The 24,706-nt window shown below is 38.4% G+C and carries 22 protein-coding genes; 14 read left to right on the top strand and 8 right to left on the bottom strand.

Features of this window, described 5'->3' with window-relative positions; translation table 11 throughout:
* The first annotated feature begins 8 nt into the window (after nt 1-8).
* On the top strand, nt 9-713 hold the full coding sequence (locus GQ61_RS01665; protein ID WP_085783631.1) for a queuosine precursor transporter: 705 nt from the start codon (nt 9-11) through the stop codon (nt 711-713).
* Nucleotides 710-1,918 (top strand): tRNA guanosine(34) transglycosylase Tgt, encoded by a 1,209-nt coding sequence (gene tgt, locus GQ61_RS01660; protein ID WP_085783630.1) that lies wholly within the window; start codon nt 710-712, stop codon nt 1,916-1,918. Before GQ61_RS01665 ends, tgt begins: the two co-directional genes overlap by 4 nt.
* Here the strand turns inward: tgt and GQ61_RS01655 are convergent.
* Nucleotides 1,915-3,822, bottom strand: a complete 1,908-nt coding sequence (locus GQ61_RS01655) for a lytic transglycosylase domain-containing protein (protein ID WP_157111111.1) — start codon at nt 3,820-3,822, stop codon at nt 1,915-1,917. The genes tgt and GQ61_RS01655 overlap by 4 nt on opposite strands.
* A gap of 97 nt (nt 3,823-3,919) precedes the next feature.
* On the opposite strand from GQ61_RS01655, the gene smpB reads away from it, so the two are divergent.
* Together smpB and GQ61_RS01645 are read left to right on the top strand one after the other, a co-directional pair.
* Nucleotides 3,920-4,384, top strand: coding sequence for an SsrA-binding protein SmpB (gene smpB / locus GQ61_RS01650; RefSeq protein WP_085783628.1), 465 nt, complete (start codon nt 3,920-3,922; stop codon nt 4,382-4,384).
* Nucleotides 4,385-4,798: 414 nt separating this feature from the next.
* Nucleotides 4,799-5,206: a hypothetical protein gene (locus tag GQ61_RS01645; protein WP_085783627.1), complete on the top strand. Its 408-nt coding sequence runs from the start codon at nt 4,799-4,801 to the stop codon at nt 5,204-5,206.
* Between the two features lie 25 nt (nt 5,207-5,231).
* Here the strand turns inward: GQ61_RS01645 and GQ61_RS09225 are convergent, their stop codons facing one another.
* Nucleotides 5,232-5,438, bottom strand: a complete 207-nt coding sequence (locus GQ61_RS09225) for a putative signal transducing protein (protein ID WP_198157370.1) — start codon at nt 5,436-5,438, stop codon at nt 5,232-5,234.
* Nucleotides 5,439-5,466: 28 nt separating this feature from the next.
* Nucleotides 5,467-5,889 carry a host attachment protein gene (locus GQ61_RS01635; RefSeq protein WP_085783625.1) on the bottom strand — a complete coding sequence of 141 codons (423 nt, stop codon included), beginning with the start codon at nt 5,887-5,889 and terminating at the stop codon, nt 5,467-5,469.
* A gap of 252 nt (nt 5,890-6,141) precedes the next feature.
* On the opposite strand from GQ61_RS01635, the gene GQ61_RS01630 reads away from it, so the two are divergent.
* Nucleotides 6,142-6,930 (top strand): GNAT family N-acetyltransferase, encoded by a 789-nt coding sequence (locus GQ61_RS01630; RefSeq protein ID WP_157111110.1) that lies wholly within the window; start codon nt 6,142-6,144, stop codon nt 6,928-6,930.
* Nucleotides 6,931-6,973: 43 nt separating this feature from the next.
* Here the strand turns inward: GQ61_RS01630 and GQ61_RS01625 are convergent, their stop codons facing one another.
* Nucleotides 6,974-8,386 (bottom strand): GNAT family N-acetyltransferase, encoded by a 1,413-nt coding sequence (locus GQ61_RS01625; protein ID WP_198157369.1) that lies wholly within the window; start codon nt 8,384-8,386, stop codon nt 6,974-6,976.
* Nucleotides 8,387-8,928: 542 nt separating this feature from the next.
* Here GQ61_RS01625 and GQ61_RS01620 point away from each other — a divergent pair.
* The gene (locus GQ61_RS01620; RefSeq protein ID WP_085783622.1) at nt 8,929-9,450 is read left to right on the top strand and encodes an acyl-homoserine-lactone synthase; all 522 of its coding nucleotides are present in this window, start codon (nt 8,929-8,931) and stop codon (nt 9,448-9,450) included.
* Here the strand turns inward: GQ61_RS01620 and GQ61_RS01615 are convergent.
* Together GQ61_RS01615 and GQ61_RS01610 are read right to left on the bottom strand one after the other, a co-directional pair.
* Nucleotides 9,436-9,651 (bottom strand): hypothetical protein, encoded by a 216-nt coding sequence (locus tag GQ61_RS01615; protein WP_085783621.1) that lies wholly within the window; start codon nt 9,649-9,651, stop codon nt 9,436-9,438. The two genes, GQ61_RS01620 and GQ61_RS01615, sit on opposite strands and share 15 nt — an antisense overlap.
* A gap of 64 nt (nt 9,652-9,715) precedes the next feature.
* Nucleotides 9,716-9,988 carry a DUF2312 domain-containing protein gene (locus GQ61_RS01610; protein ID WP_085783620.1) on the bottom strand — a complete coding sequence of 91 codons (273 nt, stop codon included), beginning with the start codon at nt 9,986-9,988 and terminating at the stop codon, nt 9,716-9,718.
* Nucleotides 9,989-10,087: 99 nt separating this feature from the next.
* Here GQ61_RS01610 and GQ61_RS01605 point away from each other — a divergent pair, with 99 nt between their 5' ends.
* Genes GQ61_RS01605 through GQ61_RS01595 form a run of 3 tightly spaced genes read left to right on the top strand, consistent with a single transcriptional unit; the run spans nt 10,088 to nt 13,819 of the window.
* On the top strand, nt 10,088-11,026 hold the full coding sequence (locus GQ61_RS01605) for a DMT family transporter (protein ID WP_085783619.1): 939 nt from the start codon (nt 10,088-10,090) through the stop codon (nt 11,024-11,026).
* A 9-nt stretch (nt 11,027-11,035) separates the two neighbouring features.
* Entirely contained in the window at nt 11,036-12,478 is a 1,443-nt protein-coding gene (pyk, locus tag GQ61_RS01600) for a pyruvate kinase (RefSeq protein WP_085783618.1), read from the top strand.
* Nucleotides 12,479-13,819, top strand: a complete 1,341-nt coding sequence (locus GQ61_RS01595) for an ABC1 kinase family protein (RefSeq protein ID WP_085783617.1) — start codon at nt 12,479-12,481, stop codon at nt 13,817-13,819.
* Nucleotides 13,820-13,873: 54 nt separating this feature from the next.
* Here GQ61_RS01595 and GQ61_RS01590 read toward each other — a convergent pair whose 3' ends face one another.
* On the bottom strand, nt 13,874-15,445 hold the full coding sequence (locus tag GQ61_RS01590) for a leucine-rich repeat domain-containing protein (RefSeq protein ID WP_085783616.1): 1,572 nt from the start codon (nt 15,443-15,445) through the stop codon (nt 13,874-13,876).
* 204 nt (nt 15,446-15,649) lie between these two features.
* Between GQ61_RS01590 and GQ61_RS01585 the strand changes: the two genes are divergently transcribed.
* From GQ61_RS01585 to GQ61_RS01565, 5 genes are read left to right on the top strand one after another with little or no spacing between them, the layout of a single operon-like run.
* A complete protein-coding gene (locus tag GQ61_RS01585; RefSeq protein WP_085783615.1) occupies nt 15,650-16,768 on the top strand; it encodes a glycosyltransferase in 1,119 nt (372 codons plus the stop codon).
* A complete protein-coding gene (asnB, locus tag GQ61_RS01580; RefSeq protein ID WP_085783614.1) occupies nt 16,756-18,651 on the top strand; it encodes an asparagine synthase (glutamine-hydrolyzing) in 1,896 nt (631 codons plus the stop codon). Before GQ61_RS01585 ends, asnB begins: the two co-directional genes overlap by 13 nt.
* Entirely contained in the window at nt 18,651-19,790 is a 1,140-nt protein-coding gene (locus GQ61_RS01575) for a glycosyltransferase (protein WP_198157368.1), read from the top strand. Before asnB ends, GQ61_RS01575 begins: the two co-directional genes overlap by 1 nt.
* A gap of 4 nt (nt 19,791-19,794) precedes the next feature.
* The gene (locus GQ61_RS01570; RefSeq protein ID WP_085783612.1) at nt 19,795-20,904 is read left to right on the top strand and encodes a glycosyltransferase family 4 protein; all 1,110 of its coding nucleotides are present in this window, start codon (nt 19,795-19,797) and stop codon (nt 20,902-20,904) included.
* 10 nt (nt 20,905-20,914) lie between these two features.
* Nucleotides 20,915-21,772: a class I SAM-dependent methyltransferase gene (locus tag GQ61_RS01565; protein WP_085783611.1), complete on the top strand. Its 858-nt coding sequence runs from the start codon at nt 20,915-20,917 to the stop codon at nt 21,770-21,772.
* A gap of 9 nt (nt 21,773-21,781) precedes the next feature.
* On the opposite strand, the gene uvrA is transcribed toward GQ61_RS01565, so the two are convergent.
* Nucleotides 21,782-24,613: an excinuclease ABC subunit UvrA gene (uvrA, locus tag GQ61_RS01560; protein WP_085783610.1), complete on the bottom strand. Its 2,832-nt coding sequence runs from the start codon at nt 24,611-24,613 to the stop codon at nt 21,782-21,784.
* Nucleotides 24,614-24,706 lie beyond the last annotated feature (93 nt).

The following is a 24,706-nucleotide window of genomic DNA, read 5'->3' as shown; positions in this document are numbered from 1 at the left end:
AAGGGGGAATGTTCTTGTTTTGTGCTGGTATGATTCTACTTCTCTTGCGGCTTTTTGGGGAAATAGGCCTTTACCTCTATGTCGCTGTTGCAGTCATTGCTGGTAATGTTCAAGTTCTTAAAGCAGTTCAATTCTCTTTTTACTCTTCTCCTGTAGCTTTGGGCACAATTATATTTGCTTCTATCTTTCTCGCTTCAGATATCTTGACTGAGTATTATGGTAAAAAGAAAGCGCAGAGAGCTGTTTGGTTGGGGTTTTGGGCAGCGCTTCTTATCAATGGATATATGTTGATTACCTTAGCTATGCGTCCTTTGAGTGTTTTCTCAGAAGGTGTTTTGATGCGCTATATTGACAGTCATGAAGCAATGGCAGTGTTATTTTTGCCGGCGCCTGCTATTTTTTTTGCAAGTCTGATTTCCTATGTTATCAGCCAATTCAGTGATATTTATATTTTTCAGGCGGTAAAGCGAATAACTCATGAGAAGTGGTTATGGCTTAGGGGAAATTTAGCAGCGTTTCTGTCATCTATTTTAGATAATGTTGTGTTTAGTCTTTTAGCGTGGGTGATTCTGACATCAACTCCCGTTGATTCACATACTTTGATTTATACCTATATTCTTGGAACGCTTGCTTTTAGAATGTTAGCCTCAATTACTAATACTCCCTTTCTGTATTGGGCAAAATGGTGTTTGCCACGAAAGTCAGATCAATGAATTCTCTTTATCCTCGTTTCTCATTTCAAACTCAATATCAAGATAAATTCTCAAAGGCAAAAGTGGCGACACTTGTTACTCCCCATGGGGCAGTCACGACACCTAATTTCATTTTTTGTGCTACAAAAGCTGCGATTAAAGGGCTAACCCCCGCCCAAATGAAAGAAGCAGGGACTGAGATCATTCTGTCCAATACATACCATTTGATGTTGCAGCCAGGAGGCAAACGCGTAGAAAGAAGAGGCGGACTCCATCGATTTATGGGGTGGGATGGCCCCATGCTAACTGATTCTGGTGGTTTTCAGATATTCAGTCTTGGACACGGTTCCGTAGCCAATGAAATCAAAGGTAAACGCCTGACGCATCGTCAAAAGACGTTGTTGAAAATTTCCGAAGAAGGCGCTGTTTTTAAGTCCTATTTGGATGGTGCTCTTCACACATTAACGCCAGAATCTTCCATAGAAATTCAGCGTCAATTAGGCGCGGATCTGATCGTAGTTTTAGATGAGTGTACCCCATTTCATGTAGATAAATCTTACACTGAAAAATCCATGCATTTGACTCATCGATGGGGATTACGCAGCTTGGAAGAATTTAAAAGAACGAATTCAGGACAGCAAGCGATTTACGGTATTGTTCAAGGGGGAGTCTATCCAGATCTTCGTAAGATTGCTGCAGCTTTTGTCAATAGTCATCCCTTTTTTGGTATTGCAGTCGGTGGTTCTTTAGGAGCTACAAAAGAGCAAATGGCTGAAGTAGTAAACTCCGTGATGAATGAGATATCTCCCCAACGTCCCGTTCATTTACTTGGTATTGGAGGAATCTCTGATATTTTTAATGGAGTTCGAGAGGGAATTGATACATTTGACTGTGTCCATCCTACGCGTCTTGCGCGTCATGGAGGTGCTCTTGTGAGGCCTGATTTTTGGCTTAAAAATGATGGCTCAGGTGGAGAACACATCTCGTTGAAAGGAAGTCGCTTTAAGGACGATGATTTGCCCATAGATGAAAGTTGTCCCTGTTCAACATGTAAAACGTTTTCCCGAGCTTATCTGCATCACTTGATTAAAGCTCAAGAATTATTAGTATATCAAGCTTTAACCATTCATAATGTGACTTTTATGAATCGTCTTATGCGGGCTATTCGAACAGCCATTATCGAAAACCGGCTAGAGGAAGAGCAAAAGAACTGGATGCAAGTTTAATGAGATTTTTGTCTTTGCAATCTCATGCGATACACGTTCCAAGCTTCTAAGACACGGTAAAGGTAATTTCTGGTTTCTCCATAAGGGATAGATTCAATCCAATCAATCCAATCCATACGACGATCTCTTGGATCACCGTATTGACTGATCCATTCATTAACAGGTTTTGGTCCTGCGTTATAAGCTGCAATTGCTAGGATTGCAGAACCCTTATAGGTATCCATTAAATACTTTAAATAATATGATCCTAATTTGACATTAAAGGATGGATCGCTTAAGAGACGTTTTTCATCAAATGATAATCCTAAGCGTTTGGCCATAGACTTAGCAGTGCCAGGAACAAGCTGCATTAATCCTTGTGCATTTTTTGGACTTATGAGACTTGGGTTAAAACCGCTCTCTTTTCTTATAATAGCATGTACAAAAGAAGGCTCAATACCAGAGAATTCATAAGATTGTTTTAGAGTAGGGTAAGCTTCTACATAGGGAAGTTCGACGTGGGGCGTGATTTCTCTCACAAGCTCAAGGACATAGTGTTGAGAAATATCATGAGCGAGACGAAGTGATAAATATCTTTCAGCATTATCAGAGGCTCGCTTGGCTAGGAGAGAAAGAAATGATAAGGCTTCATTTCCTTGTCCCGCTTGCACAAGAAGACGAGCAACTTTCACTAAATCCTTTTGTTCAAATTTATCCCGATGATGTTGATAAATGGGAACAGGTTTCAATTCGGGTATTTTGTGTTTTTTTCCTAATTTTAAAGCAGCCATTTGTCCGTAAAATGCAGTCGGATGTTTTGCGGCTTTATGATACCAAGTGTGAGCTTCTTGGTTTTGTCCTTTTGTTTCATAGGAAAGAGCAATCCAATAGGACGCCTTTGCTTTCAAGATTGGGCTGCGTACATTTTGAAACATATGATGGAAGTGTGAGAGACCTTTTTCAGGATTTTTTAGAAAACGTAGTCCAACCCATCCTAAAAAGAACTCTGCATCTGAAAAGCTTTCTCCGTTTTTTAAGCCATGATTTTCGACGAGTTTATAGGCAAGATTATAGTCTTGTTTCTCCATGGCTCTCCGGGCAAGAATATGTCGTTCTTTCCACCAACTCTCTAGGTCAGTCTTAATATTGCGTGTATTTTTTAGAACGATTTGTTCAGCTTGAGGATCATACTTTTTTCTCAGAACCTTGACGTAGTTGTAGAGAAGATCATGGTCCTGTTGTAAAAGTTTAAAGTTTATAGGCGAGGTTCCTTTGCTATCAATTAAATTAATCCTTACGGTATAACGATTTTTTAAAGATTGAGGAACATAAGCGAGGAGGGCACGTGCATTTTTTGTGTCATCATTTTTTAAAAGAAAACGCAGTCTACCTTCGTGATCATACGGTGTCAGAAAAGTTTTAAATTGTTTTACAAATTGATCTTGTTCTGCTTCTGTAAGTTCCAAGCTCGTCCAAGCCAGATGTATTTGTCTCTTGGCTTCTTGTCTTTCTCCAGTTTTTAAAAGTGCATTAATATAAGTCGTTGCTCCCCTATAGGTTTTTGGAGGTGCTTTTGAAAAAAGCTTCTTAAGTTTTGTAATTGAAAAATCGTTTGAAATAAGTGCTTCAGCATTTTTTCTTAATTTAAATTCCCACGGCCAATCAGGGTTTGTGTCGAGAAAATTTAGATATTCATCATAAGTTGAGAAATTTTTTCCTTCTCTTAATCTGAGCCAGGTGATCACTTTAAGAGCTGTAGGACATTGTTGCTTAAAGGTTTCGTCTTCTCGCCAGCGTGAATTGAGTGGATTTTTTACGGCTTCTATGCAAGTTGTATTTGCTGATACCTCAGTATATAGAGCGTATTTCAAAGCACACATGCTAAGAGTGATACAAAGCAACATTCTAATATTTTTTACTTTCAAAATTTGATCCCTCTTGCTGTTTTAGTTCCTTTGAGAGTATCTTGCCTCAGATGCAGCCTCATTACTATGAGTAGCGTAAAACCATATTGGAAAAAAGATGGATAATTCCTCTTATAAAGTGATTTCTGATAATCGTCGAGCCCGTCATGAATATATTATTCAAGAAACGGTTGAGGCGGGTATTATCCTTTATGGCACTGAAGTTAAAACATTGCGACAAGGTCAGGGGAGTATAAAGGAAGCTTATGCTGGTGAAAAAAACGGAGAGCTTTATTTGATCAATTCTCATATCCCTGAATATTCCTCGGGTGGGTACACGAATCACGAACCAAAGCGATTGCGGAAATTGCTTTTAAAGAAACGTGAAATGAATAAACTACTCGGAGCCATTAAACGTAAAGGGATTACCCTCGTTCCGCTCCAGATGTATTTTAATCATCGTGGAATTGTAAAAGTTTTGATTGGTCTGGCACAGGGTAAGCGCAAAACTGATAAACGCCAGGCAGAAAAAGAAAAAGATTGGAAGCGCGACCAAGGACGCATGCTTCGTAATAAGGGATAATTCATCTTTGCCTTCTCAAAAGCCTTAATATTAAGGGACTTTTGTGATCTCAAGGCAAATTAATTGCCAAAAAATTTGACAGAACTCTCATTTGTTGATATGAATATCGTAACAATAAAAATACATTTCCATATTTATAGTGAGGCTTTACATAATGTCAAAGAAAAGTTCTTTGTTTTTAATCGTTAACCTTATCGTTCTTTTCTCTCCCCATTTTTTGAAAGCTTCGAATAATCAATCTTCTTTTGATAGAGTCTCCAATTGTAGGAGTGCATATTGCTGGCCCCTCTGACCAAGTTGAAAACCATATGAATCATGCGACTACGATGAATGAAAAAAACTACGATATGATTAATCAGATAATAAGAAACGAAAAACCTGAGTGGATGGAAGAATTTATTATAGGAGAGGAAAATGAAGAAAAGTAAGCTAATGGCACTTATTTTTATGAGCGCTGGAATGGTTATAGGTGCATATCATGATGTTTTTGCATCTAATTTAGAAACTGAAGACGAACAAACAAAGAAAACATCTCCTATGGGCATGCTTGAAAAACATAAACTAGCCTTTCACGGTTGGATTCAGAGTTTGACTGACCGCATTCAGACCCTTGATTTTCGCTCAACTTCAAAGTCAAAGGAAGAGGTCTTTTCCCCCTATTTAATGAAGTATCGTCCAGGGAAAAGTGAATTTGATCCTGATGAAAAACTAGAATTTAAGAGAACAGATATGTTTGATAATGTAGAATTCTTTACGATAGGAGAAAGAGCCTATTTCAGAAAAAAAGCGAATGAAACGCCGTCGCCGAAATCATTTGAGTAAGTCTAAACAGTAAAGAATGGAAAGATTACAGAGTTTTGGTCGTCTTAAGGACCTTTAGAGCTTCTTGTGCTTGTTCTTCAAGAACTTTGAGTTTAATGCCACCAATAGCGATGGAATAAAGAGAATTCATCTGTTCATCAAAGATAAAAGAAGGTATGCCTTCTGCTTCTAGGCGTTCCTTCCAAAGTTGAGCCTCACCAAGATATTCAAAAGTAGCAATTGTAATCAACATCGTAATCTTGTTATCAAGGCACGTTAGATTATTCAAACAATAGAGTTTCAAGAATCTTAGGGTCAGCTCCAGCCATATCTTTGGGAATCTCTTTTGAAATGCAATGACCAAGTTTACCATCTAAATTTTTGCGAATGGCTCCTAACATCTTAGGCTCAGCGATCAGCATAAGCTCTGCGTATTCACCGTTTTGTTTGGTATGATAAATCAGTTCCGACAATTTTTTAGAAAACTCGCTTCTATCAGCTTCTTTTGGTGTTGTATGGGGTTCAAAGGAATGACCTGCTACCCCAGTTTTATTATTAAAACTACTTTTTTTCTCTGCTCTTTCGTGACCAATATTAAATGTGTCAGCATCATAATCACCGAGAAGTGTTTTTATTTTATGCCCCATAACTTGATAAAACTGGGCTTTAGTACTGTCAGCAACGACCAAAAGCTTTGATCCCATCGTATCCTCCCCAATAGGTTAAAAAAAAGATATTTCCGATTTGTTGCAAATGGAAGATGTTCATAGAAAGACTTTGTCACTAACGGCTTCATCATGATTCCATGTCCTAATTATTAGAATATCAAAAAAGTATTAAAAAAGGTTTTCCAAAACGTTGGCTGTATAGTAACAATTAATGAACTAAAAGTATAAAATTTTGAATATTTGATGATGGAGAAATCCTTTTGAAAACTTGGGAATTACGTGCAGCGTATGATCAAAGATCCTAACATAGAAAATGGACGTCATTTGGTGGATCATTTTCGCTACATAGCGACCTCTAGTCATCAGCTTGAATTTCAAGAAAAAGGGAATTTTATTGCTATATCTTCGAGGGAAGGACCAAAAGGTGGAAACTATATTTTAGGAGTGGGGGAGGACAAAACAGAGTTTCAATATTTTATAGAGACTTTTAAGCAGAAAAAATGTTCCTTCACGTGGTTTAGTACGCCTTTAACGCCACAGCTAGAGATGACGCTGCAGGCTTTTGGTTTAGAAAAAGCGAATGAACTAATAGGACTTTCGTTTAATCTTGATAATTTTGTTAATGTTACGCAGCCGTCTGATGACATAAGAATTAAAGAGGTAAGGTCTACTGAAGACTTTGTTCACTGGTGCACCGTACACGCAACCGTATGGAATAAGTCTTTGGAAAATACACTGTCATTTTTTCAAGGCTTTCATCTGAATTTAGATAAACCGGAAATTGTTAGGCTATTTGTAAGTGAGATGAATGGGCATTGTGTGGGAAGTTCTGCTCTTTATATGCAAGACGATATTGCTGGATGCTATTGGGGAGCAGTATTACCTGACTATCGTAAAAAAGGTTTAGCAACCTTGATGTTGGAAAAACGTTTGCAAGTAGCACAAGCTCAGGGATGTAAAAAAGTAGTGGCCCAATGTCTTCCATCTTCCAAGAAAATTTTCCAAAAGAGTGGATTTCTTCACGAGTGTGATTTTGCCCTCTATCGATATAAGATTTCCCAAGAAAATGTAAGGTAAGTTCTTCTTACCTTACGACAGAAAAATTACCTTACAGTTCAACTTATTTAACTTTTTGTCTTACTTGATTAGCGCGAGATTTAGGGTTTAGTTTTCTAATGACGGCTTGATAATTACGTTTTCTCGCAGCAAAGCGCACACCGTCTTCAGTGCCATCGCTTACAAATCCAATGTATTCTTTCTTAAAGTGTTTTGAGAGTAATGTGTGGAGAATTTGCTGGTGAGTCTTCGTAATTGTCTCATATAAATCAGAAAATTTTGTAAGAGTTTCCATAACAAAATCATAATCTTCGTAAGCAAATGAGTCTGTCAAAGCTTGTGTATCTTGCGCCAATAAATTTGCAAAGGAAAGACGCACAAGTTGTTCTTCAATAGAGATTTCAGAAGGCTCGTCTACAGTTGCCTTTTTGGGGCGTTTACTCACTCTTTTTGAAATATCAATAGGTTCAAGGTTTTCCTTGTCTATGGGGATTTCAGAAAGTTTCTCTTCTTTTACGTCCTTTTTTCGCGGGCGTAACACTCTTTTAGAGCTCCCAACAGATTCTTGAGTTTTCTTTTCCACAAGGATTTTGGCGGGTTGTTCAGAAGCTGATAGTTTTTCTCTTAAACGTAATTCTTTTTTAGGAGAGTCAATGGGTTCTGGATCTTCCACCTTAGATGCTGGATTCTCTGCCTTTGATGGTAGTCCGAGATGTTTATCGAGTAAAGGTTTTAGTAGGTCATGAGTGTCATGCTCATCTTTGATCAAGCTGGGATATTCTAATTCTATAAAAGTACCATGAAATGAAACAGCTTTAAAAGCGCACTTCTTGTAGAGCACTGCTAAAGAAGGTTTATTCTGCCAATCAACTTTAGCTTTTAATCCACGATAGTTTATAATTTCATCTGTTTCTTCTTGTGGAATAAGTTTTTGTTGTTTCAAAAAATCAGTTAGTGTTTGTATCGCTTCTGTACCGTATCCTTTGCCTCGGCTTGAAGTATCAAACATATACTCCATCCAAAGATATCCACCAACATCTGGAAATCCGTAAAGATTAACAACCCCAACTAATTTTTTATGTCTTGTCGTTTGGTTTTGTTCTGGTCTCTCATAAACGCCTAGATATAATTTATGTGTGAGTCCTTTCGTTATTGAAGCTACCCAATCTTTATCCTGTAATTTTTTCCAAGGTTTACGTAAAACATTTGCTTGAGTTCGAAATACAAAAGACATTTTTTTTTCTTCAGGCGCTTCTTCATCATTATCGTCAGAGAACATCACAACAAATTTTTCATTTTCTCCTGTATTCTCGACACGCCAAGCATCATGTTTGTGCTTTTCCTCTAAAGGTTTCATCATAAGACGTACTGATTCAATCTCAAAGAAATCATTAATTGAAGGCGTTCCAGTGCTGGCAAAAAGATGGGAGCAAAGAAAAACAAAGATAAACATAAATCTGAAAAATAATTTTTGCATTTTAGATCCAATTTTAGAATAATTTGACATTTAGGAAAATAACATGACGCTACAGTTTTTACAATACGTTTTTGATCTTTTAGCTTGATTAGAATGGGTAGAGTAAATCATGAGAAAAAATAGTGTTAATAATGAATTTAAGTAATTGACAAAAGGTAAAAAATTTACATATACACAAATCAGAGAAATCTATATTTAAAGAATTATATAAAGGAAAATATTTTTAAATTCAACATTATAGATCAATCAGGACGCAAAGTTTAGTACGTATATTGTTCTGTAAATGCGTGCGCCCTGGGCTTTAACAATAGCGCTCGCTCGTGACCTTTGAATTTATAGGCTATTTATGGATTTATTAACTTCGCAAAGAGCTTCTGCTCAAGACGTAAGCTCATATAAAAGAGTTTTAATTTGGAGTTGCTTTGTATCTCGTTCATGTAGATTAGCTTATAATAAAGTATTTTAATTATTTATACTTGACATTTTGTTCATTTTTATTTACACATTGCAAATATTTTAAATATAAAAACAAGGAAATCAAATTGTTCCATATTGTTACTCCCCAAAACCGCTTACAACATTCAGACTTATTATCTCATCTCTTTAGTCGAACATCCGCAGAAGATGACAAGTTCGATACATCTGAAACTGTATATCTGATAGCCATTGACGATACATTTGGGATCATTGGAAGCGCTCGTCTTTTATCATCTCCATCTGCTTCACTATCTCAAAATTGTGTCGAACGAGTAGGGTTAACCCGCGATCAACGTATTTGGGAGTGCAATAAAATACGTTTTCTTTCTGGCGTTTTAAAGAAATTTGGAGTGAAAGAAGAGGAAATTGTAGCTTTAAAGAAGAAATTCTATGAAGAATTTTATAAGACTCTGCAAACTTTTGCTCAAGAGAAAGCTATTGAGGTTTATTTGACCGTTACAAAGCCTCCAATGCATGAAGAACTTGAAGGGCTTGGTCAATGGCCATTCTTGGTTAGTTCAACAACAAGCCATCAGGCTGCATCCATCTCTCAAGAGCATATTGTCGGAGTATTACCGGTTTTTTAAATCTGGGTCAGGGCAGGTTTCACTCGTGCCTTGCCAAGGTTCCGAATTAAAATTAAGAGGCACTTTTATATAATGCAACCCCCCAAACATCAAAAAACCGCCAATAATGGCGGTTATGAAGGCGAGGGGGAGGATGAACTTAAGAAGAGCCTTACGATCAAAATATATCCCTATCCGTGATTTTCTCTTCATCTTTGGCATACTTCCCCCTCAACTTTAATAATATCAATAAATTATTACCAAATGGTAATAATTGAAAAATTACTTATGCAGCCTGTGAGCTGTTATTTTTAGCAGGAACAGCGAGTGCATTTAAGTAGATATCCAATAGTTCTTCTTGCTCTTGGCGTTCATTGCCATCCATTTTACGGATACGAAGCACTTGTCGCATAATCTTTGGGTCAAAGCCGTTTCCTTTGGCTTCTGCAAAAATTTCGCGAATATCCCCCATAAGTTCTGATTTTTCTTCTTCCAAACGCTCAATCTTCTCTATAAACTGACGCAGTTGGTTGCCAGAGATTCCAGCATAATCTGTCATGTTTTCCTCTTTTCTGCTAAGTGTGAATGGGAGAACCATAACGGGACTCACGAAAATCTGCAACTCATCTTTCTATGAAGATTGTTGAAAAAGCGTATTATGAACTTAATTAGTGTTCGAAATTTGTTTAATATTAAAACCTTAGCATTAATAGGTGCTCTTGTTGCGTCTATGATGATTGGTCTCTCTCCCATCTTTGTCCGTATTAGTGAAGTTGGCCCTATGGCCACTGCTTTTTATAGATTTTTCTTTGCTTTGCCCTTTGTTTGGGGGTGGATGATCTATGATAATGCAAAAATGGGGATATTAACCCGTCATCCCTCCAGTTTAAGTGATTATATTTTGTTACTTTTAGCGGGCGTATTTTTGGCTTTTGATATTGCTCTATGGCACTGGTCATTAACAAAAACGTCAGTTGTAAATGCTGGAGTTTTAAATAACTTAACCTCCATTTTAGTAGCTTTAGCTGCATGGCTCTTTTTAGGTGAACGTTTAAGTACAGTAACGGTCCTTGGAATTCTCTTATCAATTGGAGGTTCTTTTATTTTAGTTGGACAGCATTTTAGTATTGGCGGAGTAAACTTTTGGGGAGATATTCTTGCTCTTGCGTCAGCCTTTTTCTATGCAGGATACATTATTGCCATAAAACGTTTACGTTACTTTTTCACAACACCAACCATAATGTCTTGGGGAGCTCTTTCCAGCTTATATGTATTTGCGATTTTGACTTATATTTATGGGGATGATCCTTATCCTTTGACACTGATGGGGTGGATCAAAGTTTTTGGCTTGGCCATTGTGGTGCATATTGGCGGTCAAGGGTTAATGGCGTATTGTATAGGTCATCTTTCAGCGACGTTTTCAGGTTTAACTCTATTAATTGGACCAGTTACCTCCGCAACGCTTGCATGGATTCTGTTAGGAGAATCTATGACTTTTTGGCAAATTATAGGTGCAACAATAGTTCTTGCTGGAATTATGATCTCAAGACAAAATGATTCGAAAACAAAAGTAATTCAACAGGTAAAACAAACATAAGAAGAGCCAATGAGGCGTTATCGATACACAAAAATTTTAGCAACTCTGGGTCCTGCCAGCAGCAATCTAGAGATTATAGAGTCTTTATTTTTAGAGGGCGCAGATGTTTTTCGTCTGAATTTCTCTCATGGATCCCATGAGACTCATCAGAAAAATCATAATACTATTAGAACTTTGTCTGAAAAATATCAGCGTCCGATTGGTATTCTCATGGATCTCCAAGGCCCTAAACTTCGTATAGGTACTTTTGAGAAGGGAAGTATTAATCTTACGGAAGGCCAGGCTTTTTCAGTTGATTTGCATCCAACTCCCGGTAATGAAAAGCGTGTATGTCTTCCTCATCCTGAAGTTTTTCAAGCTCTAGAAGAAGGAGCAGATCTCTTGGTTGACGATGGAAAAATTCGACTGAGAGTTGAATCTATTACTGCCAAGCAAGCTAAGCTGAAAGTTGTCGTGCCAGGCATTCTATCTGACCGAAAAGGAGTTAATGTACCAGGAGCAGTTGTACCTATAGCTGCTCTCACCGAAAAGGATCTGAAAGATCTCAAATTTGGCTTGGAACTGGGTGTGGATTGGGTAGCCTTATCTTTTGTGCAACGTCCCGAAGATGTTTTACAGGCGCGTAATATTATTGGTAATCAGGCTTTTATTATGTCTAAGCTAGAGAAGCCTCAAGCCATTGAACATCTCAATGAAATAGTTGAATTATCAGATGGCGTTATGGTGGCACGGGGCGACCTTGGTGTGGAAATGTTACCAGAAGAGGTGCCTAGCATTCAAAAAAGAATTATTCGCTCTTGTCGGTCGATGGGAAAACCAGTAGTAGTTGCTACTCAGATGCTTGATTCTATGGTTCATGCTCCTACACCTACAAGAGCAGAAGCTTCAGATGTAGCTACAGCAGTTTATGATGGTGTTGATGCTGTAATGCTTTCAGCTGAATCAGCTTCCGGAGATTATCCTATCGAATCGGTTAAAATGATGCATCGAATCATTCAAAAAACAGAACAAGATCCCCTTTATAGAACACTTTTAGAAACGGGTCGGATTCCCCCTAATGCAACGCCTTCAGACGCAATTACTGCTGCAGCACGTCAAGTTGCTAAAACTATTTTTGCTTCCGCGATTGTTACATTGACTAATTCTGGATCAACAACATGGCGTGCTTCTCGAGAAAGACCAACGGCACCTATTCTTGCATTAACCCCTAATAAGAAAATAGCTCAGGCATTATCCTTAGCTTGGGGAACTCACCCCGTTGTGAATGGTGAGTTAAACTCCATTTCAGCTATGATTAATCGGACAAAAGAAGTTGTATTACACGAAGGGTTTGGCAAAAAGGGTGATGAGATTGTAATCACAGCAGGTCATCATTTTGACAAAGAAAAACATCACAGCGTATTTGAATCAGGAACCACCCGCGTCCTCCGTATTTTAAGCCTTGAGGATTAGATGACCCTCGAAGAAGATAACCTAGGCCAACGTCTGAAACGTTATGCTAATGTTTCATCAGCTTTAAGTGGGTCAGCCATTCGATTCTTTAGCGAAAGATTTTTGGGGATTTCTTTAGATCATAACAAGGAAGCGTTTGCTTTAACGGCTGCTTTAGGCAACCTACGTGGTCCTATTATGAAAATTGCTCAAATGCTTGCAACGATTCCAAATGCTGTGCCTCCTGAATATGCGGATGAGTTTTTGCAGCTTCAATCCGATGCACCTTCTATGGGATGGCATTTTGTAAAACGTCGTATGCAGGCGGAATTGGGTCTCGAGTGGCAATCAAAATTTCAGAGCTTTGATCAAGAAGCATCGGCTGCAGCATCTTTAGGCCAAGTCCACAGAGCAGTGACTAAAGAGGGGCAAAGTGTCGCATGCAAACTTCAATACCCTGATATGACATCAACTGTTGAAGCTGATCTCAAGCAATTAAAAATTATTCTTTCCCTTTATAAAGCAACAATAGGAGCTCTTGATACCAATGAGCTTATGGACGAAATCAGTGATCGTCTTAGAGAAGAGTTAAATTATGCTCTAGAAGCAAAGCATATAGCACTTTATAATGAAATTCTGAGTGATATTCCCCAAGTACACGTCCCCCAAGTTTTTCCTGATCTTTCAACCCGCAGACTTCTCACAATGTCATGGATGGACGGTAAACGGTTAATGGATGTCATAGATAGTCCTCAAAGTTATCGTGATACGCTCTCTCAAAACTTATTCAAAATATGGTATACGCCATTTTACCATTATGGAGTGATCCATGGAGATCCTCATCTAGGGAATTACACATTTCATGAAAACGGAGATATCAACCTTCTCGATTATGGTTGTGTGCGCCGCTTTTCAGGAAAATTTGTGGAGGGAGTGCTTATGCTCTATCGTGCAATCCTCTTAAAAGATGATAATATGGCCGCCGAAGCTTATAAGATTTGGGGTTTTCAGGATTTGAGCAAAGAATTGCGTGAAGTTCTTAATCTTTGGGCGCACATGCTTTATGATCCCTTGATTGATGATCGGATTCGTCCTATCCAACATGATACTACAGGTGTTTATGGTCGTGAAACTGCTGGCAAAATTCACGGAGAGTTACGTCGCCTCGGAGGAATTAAACCCCCGCGTGAATTTGTTTTTATGGATCGAGCAGCTGTGGGAGTAGGATCAGTATTTATGCGTCTTAACGCTCAATTAAATTGGCATAAACTGTTTGAAGAGATTATTGAAAACTTTGAGTCAGATGCTTTAGAGAAACGACAAGAAGCTATTTTGGATAAAGTAGGTTTAACCCCTGAATAGACAAAAGCCTCTCATAAAAATGAGAGGCTTTTTCTAATAAGTTAAAAGCTAATATTAGAGGGTTTTTGGATTCAGACGGATACCCTTTGAAACGAGCTTCACATATTCTCCTGACTCAGGGCAGAACTTAATTTCGCCTGGTGTAAAGAAAATGTTTTTAAAGCTTGGTTGTGCATGAGCAACGACAAGACTAAGAACATCTTCAGTGATCTGAGTTGTATCATGTGTTCCTAAATTAAGGTTGATGCCTTGTAAATCAAGCGTTTCTAAGGCTGGAAGTTGCAAGATTTGAGCAATATTTTGGGGTTCCAAATACCAACCAGATAAGCTCAAAACTTTAAGAGTAGGATGTGTTACATCAAAATCATTTAAAGCAGTGATTCCGTCAACAAAGCTACCTGTTTTAATTCCAAGCAAGAGCGTATGTAAGTTTGGCATATTCTTGGACATCGTAAGAATATCACGCGCACCAGCTGTGCTCATGGGGTTTTGAGACATATCCAAAACTTCCAACATAGGATTTATGAGGCTTGAAGCTTTTGTTTCTTCAGGAAACTGATCAAATCCATTATTTTGAAAAGATACCGATTTTAAAGTCGGTAATGTCAAAATAAGAGTTGGATCTTGTATCGTGTTACTGGATACGTCAAGAGCTTCTACTTTTTTCAAGAATGGTTTCAGACTTGTAATGTGATAGTGACCAACGCCAAGTCCTGATAGATCGAGCTTGCCAACTTCAATTTTGCTCAGTACGTCTTTCGTTCTTGAAAAGCTCCCCAACCTGTTTGCTTTCATAGGAACACGCATGTAATGCTGTTCAGCAAAACGCTTCATTTTATTTTTGCGATGGTGCAGTTCTTTTCGAGGCGTTGATTTTGTGCGGTAAAGACGCTTTCTACTAACTGCCGGAGACTCTTCTTTTACGTCCTCTTCGATCCCTTCGTCATCAAGAACGAGCTCTGTGCTTGGGGTTTGTGTGAAAAACAACCCTGAAAAACCTTGAAATAATCCGGAAGCAAAAGCTTTTGCTTCTTCAGTATAGGTAGTATCGATTGATTCCAAAATTGTTTCTTGAGGAAGAGTGCTTAAATACGCTTGAACGTGTTCTTTCCCCATGCTTTCGAAAAGACGAACAGTAAATTCACTTTTCATTCCATGAAATTGAACATGCTTGTGAATGATTGGGATAATGTGTTGATTAAAAAAGTTATAATCTCCAAACGCAGCTTTGCCTTCAGTTGTTTCACGGAATAGAGCTAAATGTCCACCTTGAGAGAGATGTTCATCAAGTAAATCTAATCCTTTTTGAACATGCACAGGAAGCGTTGGGATTTTTATTTGGCTGAATACGTCCTCGTCAACACTTGAGGAAGCAAAGCTAAAGCTAAAGGATGGCTGTTGAGAATGTAATTGTAACCTTGTTTCAGGATTTGAAGATTCACTGAAACTAAATGGTGAAGATAATGATGAAGATGTGCCAAAGTTAAAGAATGGCTGTACAGACTGTCCTTTGGATTCAAACTCATCAAGACCATAGCACTGGCGCTTGGATGCCATCAATGCGCTGCTAAATGCAAGAGTTAAAACTAATGCAGAACAAGTTGATTTTAAAGAAATGTATTTCATGACTTTTTCCCTACTGTAATATGAACGATACCTGGTTACATCTAGGAACGAATATGAGGATTTCAAGATGTGAATCAAAAAACTGCCTGTGGCTAATAATCATTGAAGGCTATGTATAATAGTAATACTGAAGCCTTTCTCGGTAGAAATACTTGATTTATGCTTCTTGAACAGGTAAACGAATGAGATGTATAAAGGGAATCCATGAAAATACTATTCCTTATTCGCGACTTAAATATTGGTGGTGCCCAAAGACAGCTGACCTATCTAGCTCAATATCTTCACCAGAAAGGGCATGAAGTTCATGTGGCTGCTTTTTATGCCCATGGCCCCTTCTATGAAGTTCTAGAAACAGCAGGGGTTAGAGTACATTCCTTAAATAAGCGTCATCGCTGGGATGTGGTTGGATTTTGGAGCAGCTTTCAAAAAGTGCTACAAAAGGTTAACCCGGACATTTTGCACGGTTATATGCCTGAATCCAACCTTATCGTTGCTATGACAAAATTGTTTGGACCAAAACGCGTGAAGAGAGTTTTTGGTGTAAGGGCTTCCTCTCTCGATCATTCAAAGCCAGATTGGCTTGAAAAATTAGTCATCTGGATAGAAGGTAAGATGGCAGGTTTTGCAGACCTTATTATCGCAAATTCTAAAGCTGGTGCTGGTCATAGTCTTGATAAAGGCTTTCCAAAAGATCGCCTTAAGGTTGTACAAAATGGCACTGATATTGCAACTTACCTTCCCAATCCCAAACGGGGGGCTAGCTTAAAAAAGACGTGGGGAGGAGGGAATCAAGCAAAACTCATTGGAATGGTTGCCCGTATTGATCATTTTAAGGGGCATACAATCTTTTTGAGGTCAGCGGCTCACCTTTTAAAAAGCAATAAGAACCTGCGATTTATCATTGTGGGCGACGGCAAAAGTGATTTGCTCCAACACTTAAAACAAGAAGCTAAAACTTTAGGTATTCAAGATTATGTTGTTTGGGCGGGCCGTCAAAGTGATACAGCAGCGGTTTATAATGCTTTAGACGTGGTTTGTTTGCCATCTCTTTCAACAGAGGGGGTGCCAAATGTTTTAATTGAAGCCCTTGCTGTTGGTGTTCCTGTTGTCGCTAGCGATGTGGGAGATATTAAAGACATTGTGAAAAATTATGGTTGGATTGTCCCTCCCGGAAACGTCGAAGCATTTTCTCTAGGGATATTAGAAGCTCTTAAATCACCGCTGTCATCAGAACGTCGTCATCTTTATATAAAGAGAAGCTATAGTATTGAACAATTGGGTCAAAAGACAGAAAGACTTTTGGAGGCCCTATGTGCGGCATAACTGGCTTTTGGGATTTTAAACAAGAATTGTCTCCTTTAGAGCGAGAACAAATTATTCATAAAATGCATCAACAGATAGAGAAACGGGGACCTGACTCTTTTGGTGTTTGGCAAGACGAATCAAAAGGAATTGTTTTAGGACATCGCCGATTGGCAATTGTGGATCTATCTGAACTAGGTCATCAGCCGATGTTCTCAAAATCTGGCCGCATGGTTATTATCTATAATGGTGAAATTTTTAACACAGATGAATTGAGAACTGAGCTTGAAACAACGGGCCTAAGATTCAAAAGTTATTCAGATACAGAAGTTATTGTTGAAGCTTGTGAACACTGGGGAGTAAAAAAAGCAGCCCAAAAGTTTATTGGAATGTTTGCCTTTGCGCTTTGGGATCTAAAAGATAAGCAATTATACTTGGTTAGGGATCGTATAGGCATAAAACCTCTCTATTGGGGTTGGCAAGGTGACACTTTTTTCTTTGGTTCACAAATAAAGAGTTTTACGCCTCATCCGCACTTTAAACCTAGCATCAACGAAAATGTATTAAAGGGATATTTTGCCTTTGCCTATATCAGGGGTGAACCATCAATTTTTCAGGACATAGAGAGACTTAAGCCCGGAACAATCCTATGTCTTGATAGCCAGAAGAATCTAACCCATGAAACTTTTTGGTCCTTGGAACAAGTGGCAGAAGAGGGGACACGTAATCAATTTAGCAATCCAATTGAGACAACCGAAAGACTTCATGAGCTTCTTAAAGATTCAGTAAAGCGTCGTTTGGTTTCAGATGTACCATTAGGCGCGTTTTTATCTGGTGGGATTGATAGTTCTTTGGTTGTAGGCTTAATGCAAAGTTTAAGTTCTCGACCGACAAAGACATTTTCAATCGGTTTTGACTTCGATGAATTTAATGAAGCCCCCTATGCAGCGGCAATTGCTCAACATTTAGGTTCTGATCACACGGAGTTGATTGTTACAGAAAAAGAATGCCTCGATATTATTCCTATGCTTGCTGACTGTTATGATGAACCTATGGCAGACTCTTCTCAAATCCCTACGTATGCAGTTTCAAAATTGGCTCGTCAGCACGTGACTGTTTCCTTATCTGGAGATGGAGGAGATGAATTATTTGCAGGGTATGATCGCTATTTGATCGGTCAGCGTCTATGGACGCTTTTTGATAAAGTACCTCACATTTTAAAACCTTTGGCCAGACAAGCTCCAAATCTCATTCCCACATCTATATTGCAAGTGATTAGCCGGAATTTCTCTTCTAATGTAAATTTTTCAATAGATAAAATTGAACGCGGCAAAGCTTTATTAGGAGCTAAAGACCTTAAAGAGTTTTATAATTCACTTATTAATGTGAGTATTAATGGAAACTATTTAGCGCGCGGATTAGATGATATAAAAGCCCCTAACCTTGAAACAATTCCTATGATGCAGTTTATCGATGAGATGACATACCTGCCAGAAGACATTTTGGCTAAAGTTGATAGGGCAAGCATGGCTGTAAGTCTTGAAGCACGTGTGCCATTGCTTGATCATCGCGTTATTGAGTTCTCCTGGCGTTTGCCTGAATCTATGAAAGTGCAAGATGGTAAAGGGAAGTGGATCTTAAGACAATTATTGAAAAAATATGTGCCAGCGAATCTTTTTGAAAGGCCCAAAAAAGGTTTCAGTATTCCTTTAAATTTGTGGTTACGAGGTCCTCTAAAAGCTTGGGCTGAAGATTTGTTATATGATCCAACTTTAAATCACTATGTAAATCAGAAAGTTCTTTTAAAGAAGTGGCAAGAGCATCAAGAAGGTCATCATAATTGGCACTATTCCTTATGGCCAGTTTTGATGTTTCAATTGTGGCGTCAACGCTGGGGTTTTTGATGAAATCCATTACGCATGTCATATCAGGTTTAAACACAGGAGGAGCAGAAAGTTTTCTTCTACGCCTTATACAGTCTTTATCTGAGTTAGATCATCATGTGATTGCGTTAGCTCCTTTTGGGAAAGATAATTTAAAAGATCAATTTCTTCCCCATGTAAAGAGTATAAAAAGCTTTGAGATGAAGCGTCTTGATTTTTTAAATTTTACGAAGATAAATGCGCTTCGTAAATTACTTCGTGAGCAAAATCCAGATGTTATACAAACTTGGATGTATCATGGAAATCTTGTTGGTGCTTTAGGAGCGAAGGGATTGGGCATACCTGTCCTATGGAATATCCGTAATGGTCCATTAGAGGGAGAGAACCCAAAGCGTTTGAAATTAAATTCTCTTACGGCATGCATTGTTAAAATAGGTGCAATGACCTCACGTTGGCTTCCAGACAAGATTATTACAAATTCTGAAACAGCGAAAAATCTTCATATTGGATGGGGATATGATGAGCAGAAGTTTGAGGTAATACCCAACGGTATCGACGATACGATTTTTAAAATTAACCCTGAGGCTCGAAAAAAAATTCGTCAAAAGTGGGGAGTCTTAGATCAACAGAAAGTGATAGGTTTTGTAGGACGATTTCATCCGCAAAAAGATTTTGAAAATTTGCAAAAGGCCATAGAGATTTATCAGAAGATGAACTCTGATGTACAGTTTGTCCTTTATGGTCATCAGGTTTCTTCAGAGAACTTTGCTTTAGAAAATTTGAAAAAATTAAATGTCAAGTTGATGGGCCGGAGTGATCAAATGGAAACAATCTATCCTGGTTTTGATCTTTTAACACTGACTTCTGCTTATGGTGAAGCTTTTCCCAATGTATTAGTTGAAGCAATGGCTGCAGGTGTTCCTTGTGTTTCCACTGATGTGGGAGATAGCGCAAAAATCGTTCAAAATTGGGGGGTCATAGTACCTCGAAAAAAACCAGAAGAGCTTGCCTGTGCTTGGAAAACTGTCTTAAATCAAGCTTGGGATGCCAAAAAAATTCATCAAAGTGTTGTAAAACGTTATGCTATCTTTGAGATAAAAAATCTCTACCTTGATCTTTACAAAAGAGTTTTAAAAAACACGAGTCTTAAGAGTGCTTAACCTCATGCAATCACAAAAGCACATCGTTTTGGTTTCTGCTAATCTTGGTTCGGGAGGAGCCGAGCGTGTTTTATCAAGTCTTGCCAATTTTTTAAACGCACAAGGATATAGAATAAGCCTAGTAAATTTTGAGGCTCCTAAGATCAAATCTTTTTATCCTTTAGATGATAAAATCAAAGTTTATAATTTGGATTTATTCCAGAAGAAAGAAATGTCTAGTGTCCTTAGATTGATCAGTCTCATGGGTAGAATTCGAGTTTTGAGAAGAAAAATAAGAGTTCTTAACCCAAATCTGGTTATTTCTTTTGTTGATACAGTTAATGTTATAACCCTGTTTTCAACTTTGAGGTTGCATATTCCAGTAATTGTATCTGAGCGTACTCACCCAGACTATGGCCAACTTCCAACTCTCTATAAAGCATTGCGTTGGTTTATTTATCCAAATTCTGCGCAAATTTTGGTGCAAACGTCCTCTGCAAAAGAAGCTTTCCCAAAGAGATTGAAAAGTCGAACTGAGATAATGCCTAATCCATTGAAAACACCTCCTAAAGATTTTCACAAGAAGCACGCATCATCAAAGACAATAATCTCTTTGGGACGTCTTTGTCCTTTTAAAGGGTATGATTTGCTTTTAAAGGCTTTTCACAAAATTCATGCTGATAATCCAGAGTGGAGAATCGCTGTTTATGGTAAAGGAGATGAGCGTAAGAGGTTGGAAATTTTACGCGACAGGCTCGGGCTTCATCAAAAGGTGACTTTTGAGGGCGAAACAAAAGAATCTTGGAAAGCCTTGAAAAACGCAGATATTTTCGCCTTTCCTTCATACTTTGAAGGATTTCCTAATGCGTTAGCCGAAGCTATGTCAGTTGGTCTTGCGGTAGCGTGCACTGATTGTTTGGGAAATCGAGACCTTGTTCAACATCAAAAAAATGGTTTAATTTCTAAAGTTGGTGATGTTGAGAGCCTGGCAAAAAATTTGCAGATGCTTATGAATGATCCAAAGTTAAGGGAAAATCTAGGTATAGAGGCACAAAAAATCTTAAAAACTTATAATGAAAAAGATGTTTTTCAAAAATGGTTGAGTTTAGTAAAAGAGAACCTGAACGAAAAGTAATAGGAATGTGATGGCTAAAGAATGCACTGCAAGAAATCAAGAAACCCTTCAGAATGATGAGTATCGTTTTGGGTTTGGTGAGAATTGGTCTCACTATCTTTCTTTACTTTCTGAAGAGAGAATCCTCAGAGCTGAAAAGTCATTGAAGGATTTTCTGGGCCTAGAAACTCTTCAAGGACTAAAATTTTTGGATGTAGGATGCGGAAGTGGCCTTTTTTCCTTAGCAGCAAAACGATTAGGGGCTCATGTTTATTCCTTTGATTATGATCAAAAGTCGGTTGCGTGCACTCAATATTTAAAAAGTAAATTTTTAAAAAACGATGAAAATTGGGTGATCGAACAAGGATCTGCTCTAGACAAAGACTACCTCAAAAAATTTAAAGGGTTTGATATTGTTTATTCTTGGGGCGTATTACATCACACTGGAAATATGTGGCAAGCTTTAGAAAATGTTGCTCAATTGCCCGCAAAAAATGGTTATCTGTTTATTGCGCTCTATAATGATCAAGGTCGCGGAAGCAAATTGTGGTCATGGATTAAAAGGCTCTATAATAAACATAATCGTTTCATCAAATATTTAATTTTATCTTTGTGTTTTTTACGACTTTGGGGGCCAAGAACCTTGATAGATTTTATGACAACAGGCAATCCTTTGAAGACATGGAAAGAGTATAAAAAACAGTCGCGCGGTATGTCAGCTTGGTATGATCTTATTGATTGGGTAGGAGGTTATCCTTTTGAAGTCTCAACGCCCCATGAAATTTTTGAGTTCTATTATAACAAAGGATATGGGCTCATAAAACTTGTCACTATGGGAGGTGGACACGGTTGTAACGAATTTGTCTTTAAAAGACAATCTAGTCTGTAAGATCCTCTATTACTTTTTTAAATAATTTTTTAAATAATAGCCCGTATGACTAGCTTTAATCCTGGTGATATTTTCAGGAGTTCCTTCAGCTACAATCTGACCGCCACCATCACCACCTTCAGGACCTAAATCAATGACCCAATCAGCAGTCTTGATAACTTCTAGGTTATGTTCAATGACGATAACTGTGTTGCCTTGATCAACTAAGGAATGCAGAACTTCAAGTAGCTTACGAACATCTTCAAAATGTAGGCCTGTTGTTGGTTCATCCAAAATATAGATAGTTCGTCCAGTAGCGCGCCTTGAAAGCTCTTTTGAAAGTTTAATACGTTGTGCTTCGCCACCTGATAGAGTCGTAGCGCGTTGACCAATATGGATATAACCTAATCCTACTCTATTTAAAGTTTCTAATTTATCTCGAAGGCTCGGCATGGCTGAAAAAAATTCTAAGCCTTCTTCTACGGTCATTTCCAGGACGTCAGCTATTGATTTATCTTTATGTTTGACTTCCAGAGTTTCACGATTATAGCGCTTGCCCTTACATTGATCACACTCAACATATACATCAGGTAAGAAGTGCATCTCAATTTTAATGACGCCATCTCCTTCACAGGCTTCGCATCGTCCTCCTTTCACGTTAAACGAGAAGCGCCCAGCTTTATAACCTCTTGCTTTTGCTTCGGGAAGACCAGCAAACCATTCTCGTATAGGAGTAAAGGCACCTGTATAAGTAGCTGGATTTGAACGCGGTGTTCGACCGATAGGGGATTGGTCAATATCAATAATTTTATCGATATGTTGAATCCCTTCTAAATGATCATACTCTCCAGGAGCTTCGCTTGCTTTATTGAGTTCACGTGCCAAAGCTTTATACAGAGTTTCAATCACAAGAGAAGATTTTCCACCACCTGAGACACCCGTAACGCACGTTAAAGTTCCTAAAGGAAAGTTGACGGTCAAATTTTTTAAGTTATTAATTTTCGCGCCGATTAGCTTCAATGTCTTTTTTTTATCAATCGCGCGCCTCTGTTGTGGAACAGAAATAGATCGTAGACCATTAAGGTATTTTCCCGTTAAACTGTTTTTAGATTTCATAATTTCTTGTGGAGTACCCTCAGCCACAATTATGCCACCATGGATTCCTGCACCAGGCCCCATATCGATTACATAATCCGAAGCACGTATAGTGTCTTCATCGTGCTCTACAACAATCACTGTATTTCCGAGATCGCGTAGATGTCTTAGTGTGTCGAGGAGTTTGTCGTTGTCTCGTTGATGAAGACCAATGGATGGTTCATCAAGAACGTAAAGAACGCCTGTTAACCCTGAACCAATTTGCGAGGCAAGGCGAATTCTTTGGCTTTCGCCTCCAGATAGAGTGCCTGCAGATCGTGCAAGAGTTAAGTATTTTAAGCCTACATTTTCAAGAAACCCTAAACGCAAATTTAATTCTTTGAGAATGCGAAAGCTGATGTTTTTTTCTTTTGGAGTAAGCTTATCCGAAAGTTCTCTAAACCAAGAAGCTGCAGTTTCTATCGAAAGGGCTGTAATCTCACCAATATGTTTTTTATTAATCTTAACTGCTAATGCTTCAGGTTTAAGACGATAGCCATTACATGCTTGGCAAGGACTGGACATTTGATAGCGCCCTAACTCTTCTCGCTTCGAATCACTTTCACTTTCTTTCCAACGTCTTTCAAGATTAGGAATCACACCTTCAAATGGTTTGTGACTCCGATAAGTCCGCGATTCATCGGAGATCACCATTGAAATTTCTTCATCTCCTGATCCATAAAGTATCATCTCTCGGCATTTTTTCGAAAGTTGATTGAAAGGTTTATTGACATCTTCACGACAATAGTCTGCGACTCCTGCGAGTGCTTGCAAATAATAAGGAAAAAATCCTCCGGCCCAAGGTTGAATAGCGCCTTCCTTTAAGCTTTTAGTAGGGTCAGGTACTATAAGGTTAGGGTCAAAAACAATTTTCACGCCCAAACCATCGCATTCAGGACAAGCACCAAAAGGACTATTAAAAGAAAAGAGACGTGGCTCAATCTCATCAATCGTAAAACCTGAAACAGGACAAGCGAATTTTGCGGAGAAAGTTGTTTGTTCTGCAGTATCTGCGTTTTCTGCATAAAGCAAACCATCACTTAAACCAAGGACCGTTTCGATACTATCCGCTAAACGTGTTTTAATCTCTGATTTAATGACAACACGATCAACGACTACCTCAATGGAATGCTTGAGTTTTTTATCGATATTTGGCAAGTCTTCATAAATATAAAATTTACCATCAACTTTAAAACGTTGAAATCCACGCTTGTGAAGATCGGACAATTCTTTACGATACTCTCCTTTGCGGCCGCGTACAATTGGAGCTAATAAGTAAAGACGTGTTCCTTCTGCCATAGAGAGAAGGCGATCGACCATTTCTGAAACTGTTTGTGATTGGATGGGGAGGCCGGTTGCAGGAGAATGAGGAACACCAATGCGAGCATAAAGAAGCCTTAAATAATCATAAATTTCAGTAACGGTACCCACGGTTGAGCGAGGATTTTTAGAAGTGGTTTTTTGTTCAATAGAAATTGCTGGAGAAAGGCCTTCAATGGTGTCGACATCTGGCTTTTGCATCAATTCAAGAAATTGACGTGCATAAGCTGATAGGCTTTCCACATAGCGACGTTGACCTTCTGCGTAAATTGTATCAAAAGCTAAAGAAGATTTACCAGAGCCGCTGAGGCCGGTAATCACAACAAGTTTTTCACGGGGGATCTCAACGTTAATATTCTTGAGATTGTGTTCTCTGGCCCCTTTAATAATAAGACTATTCTGTGTCATAGGATTCCTTAAGCTCGATAGTTATAAAAGGTTTAACCTAAAAAGGTCAATTTTAAAACAGAAGCAACGATAATAAGACTTTATTAAGCTTTG

The sequence above is a fragment of the Candidatus Nucleicultrix amoebiphila FS5 genome (genome assembly GCF_002117145.1).
Classification (GTDB): domain Bacteria; phylum Pseudomonadota; class Alphaproteobacteria; order Caedimonadales; family Nucleicultricaceae; genus Nucleicultrix; species Nucleicultrix amoebiphila.
This window is presented reverse-complemented; position numbering and strand designations above follow the sequence as displayed.

What these genes read in the sequence shown, in the direction of transcription:
- GQ61_RS01665 (WP_085783631.1), top strand. Translation starts at nt 9, where the DNA reads ATGTTCTTGTTTTGTGCTGGTATGATTCTACTTCTCTTGCGGCTTTTT.
- tgt (WP_085783630.1), top strand. Translation starts at nt 710, where the DNA reads ATGAATTCTCTTTATCCTCGTTTCTCATTTCAAACTCAATATCAAGAT.
- smpB (WP_085783628.1), top strand. Translation starts at nt 3,920, where the DNA reads ATGGATAATTCCTCTTATAAAGTGATTTCTGATAATCGTCGAGCCCGT.
- GQ61_RS01645 (WP_085783627.1), top strand. Translation starts at nt 4,799, where the DNA reads ATGAAGAAAAGTAAGCTAATGGCACTTATTTTTATGAGCGCTGGAATG.
- GQ61_RS09225 (WP_198157370.1), bottom strand. Translation starts at nt 5,438, where the DNA reads ATGTTGATTACAATTGCTACTTTTGAATATCTTGGTGAGGCTCAACTT.
- GQ61_RS01635 (WP_085783625.1), bottom strand. Translation starts at nt 5,889, where the DNA reads ATGGGATCAAAGCTTTTGGTCGTTGCTGACAGTACTAAAGCCCAGTTT.
- GQ61_RS01630 (WP_157111110.1), top strand. Translation starts at nt 6,142, where the DNA reads ATGATCAAAGATCCTAACATAGAAAATGGACGTCATTTGGTGGATCAT.
- GQ61_RS01625 (WP_198157369.1), bottom strand. Translation starts at nt 8,386, where the DNA reads ATGCAAAAATTATTTTTCAGATTTATGTTTATCTTTGTTTTTCTTTGC.
- GQ61_RS01615 (WP_085783621.1), bottom strand. Translation starts at nt 9,651, where the DNA reads ATGCCAAAGATGAAGAGAAAATCACGGATAGGGATATATTTTGATCGT.
- GQ61_RS01610 (WP_085783620.1), bottom strand. Translation starts at nt 9,988, where the DNA reads ATGACAGATTATGCTGGAATCTCTGGCAACCAACTGCGTCAGTTTATA.
- GQ61_RS01605 (WP_085783619.1), top strand. Translation starts at nt 10,088, where the DNA reads ATGAACTTAATTAGTGTTCGAAATTTGTTTAATATTAAAACCTTAGCA.
- pyk (WP_085783618.1), top strand. Translation starts at nt 11,036, where the DNA reads ATGAGGCGTTATCGATACACAAAAATTTTAGCAACTCTGGGTCCTGCC.
- GQ61_RS01595 (WP_085783617.1), top strand. Translation starts at nt 12,479, where the DNA reads ATGACCCTCGAAGAAGATAACCTAGGCCAACGTCTGAAACGTTATGCT.
- GQ61_RS01590 (WP_085783616.1), bottom strand. Translation starts at nt 15,445, where the DNA reads ATGAAATACATTTCTTTAAAATCAACTTGTTCTGCATTAGTTTTAACT.
- GQ61_RS01585 (WP_085783615.1), top strand. Translation starts at nt 15,650, where the DNA reads ATGAAAATACTATTCCTTATTCGCGACTTAAATATTGGTGGTGCCCAA.
- asnB (WP_085783614.1), top strand. Translation starts at nt 16,756, where the DNA reads ATGTGCGGCATAACTGGCTTTTGGGATTTTAAACAAGAATTGTCTCCT.
- GQ61_RS01575 (WP_198157368.1), top strand. Translation starts at nt 18,651, where the DNA reads ATGAAATCCATTACGCATGTCATATCAGGTTTAAACACAGGAGGAGCA.
- GQ61_RS01570 (WP_085783612.1), top strand. Translation starts at nt 19,795, where the DNA reads ATGCAATCACAAAAGCACATCGTTTTGGTTTCTGCTAATCTTGGTTCG.
- GQ61_RS01565 (WP_085783611.1), top strand. Translation starts at nt 20,915, where the DNA reads ATGGCTAAAGAATGCACTGCAAGAAATCAAGAAACCCTTCAGAATGAT.
- uvrA (WP_085783610.1), bottom strand. Translation starts at nt 24,613, where the DNA reads ATGACACAGAATAGTCTTATTATTAAAGGGGCCAGAGAACACAATCTC.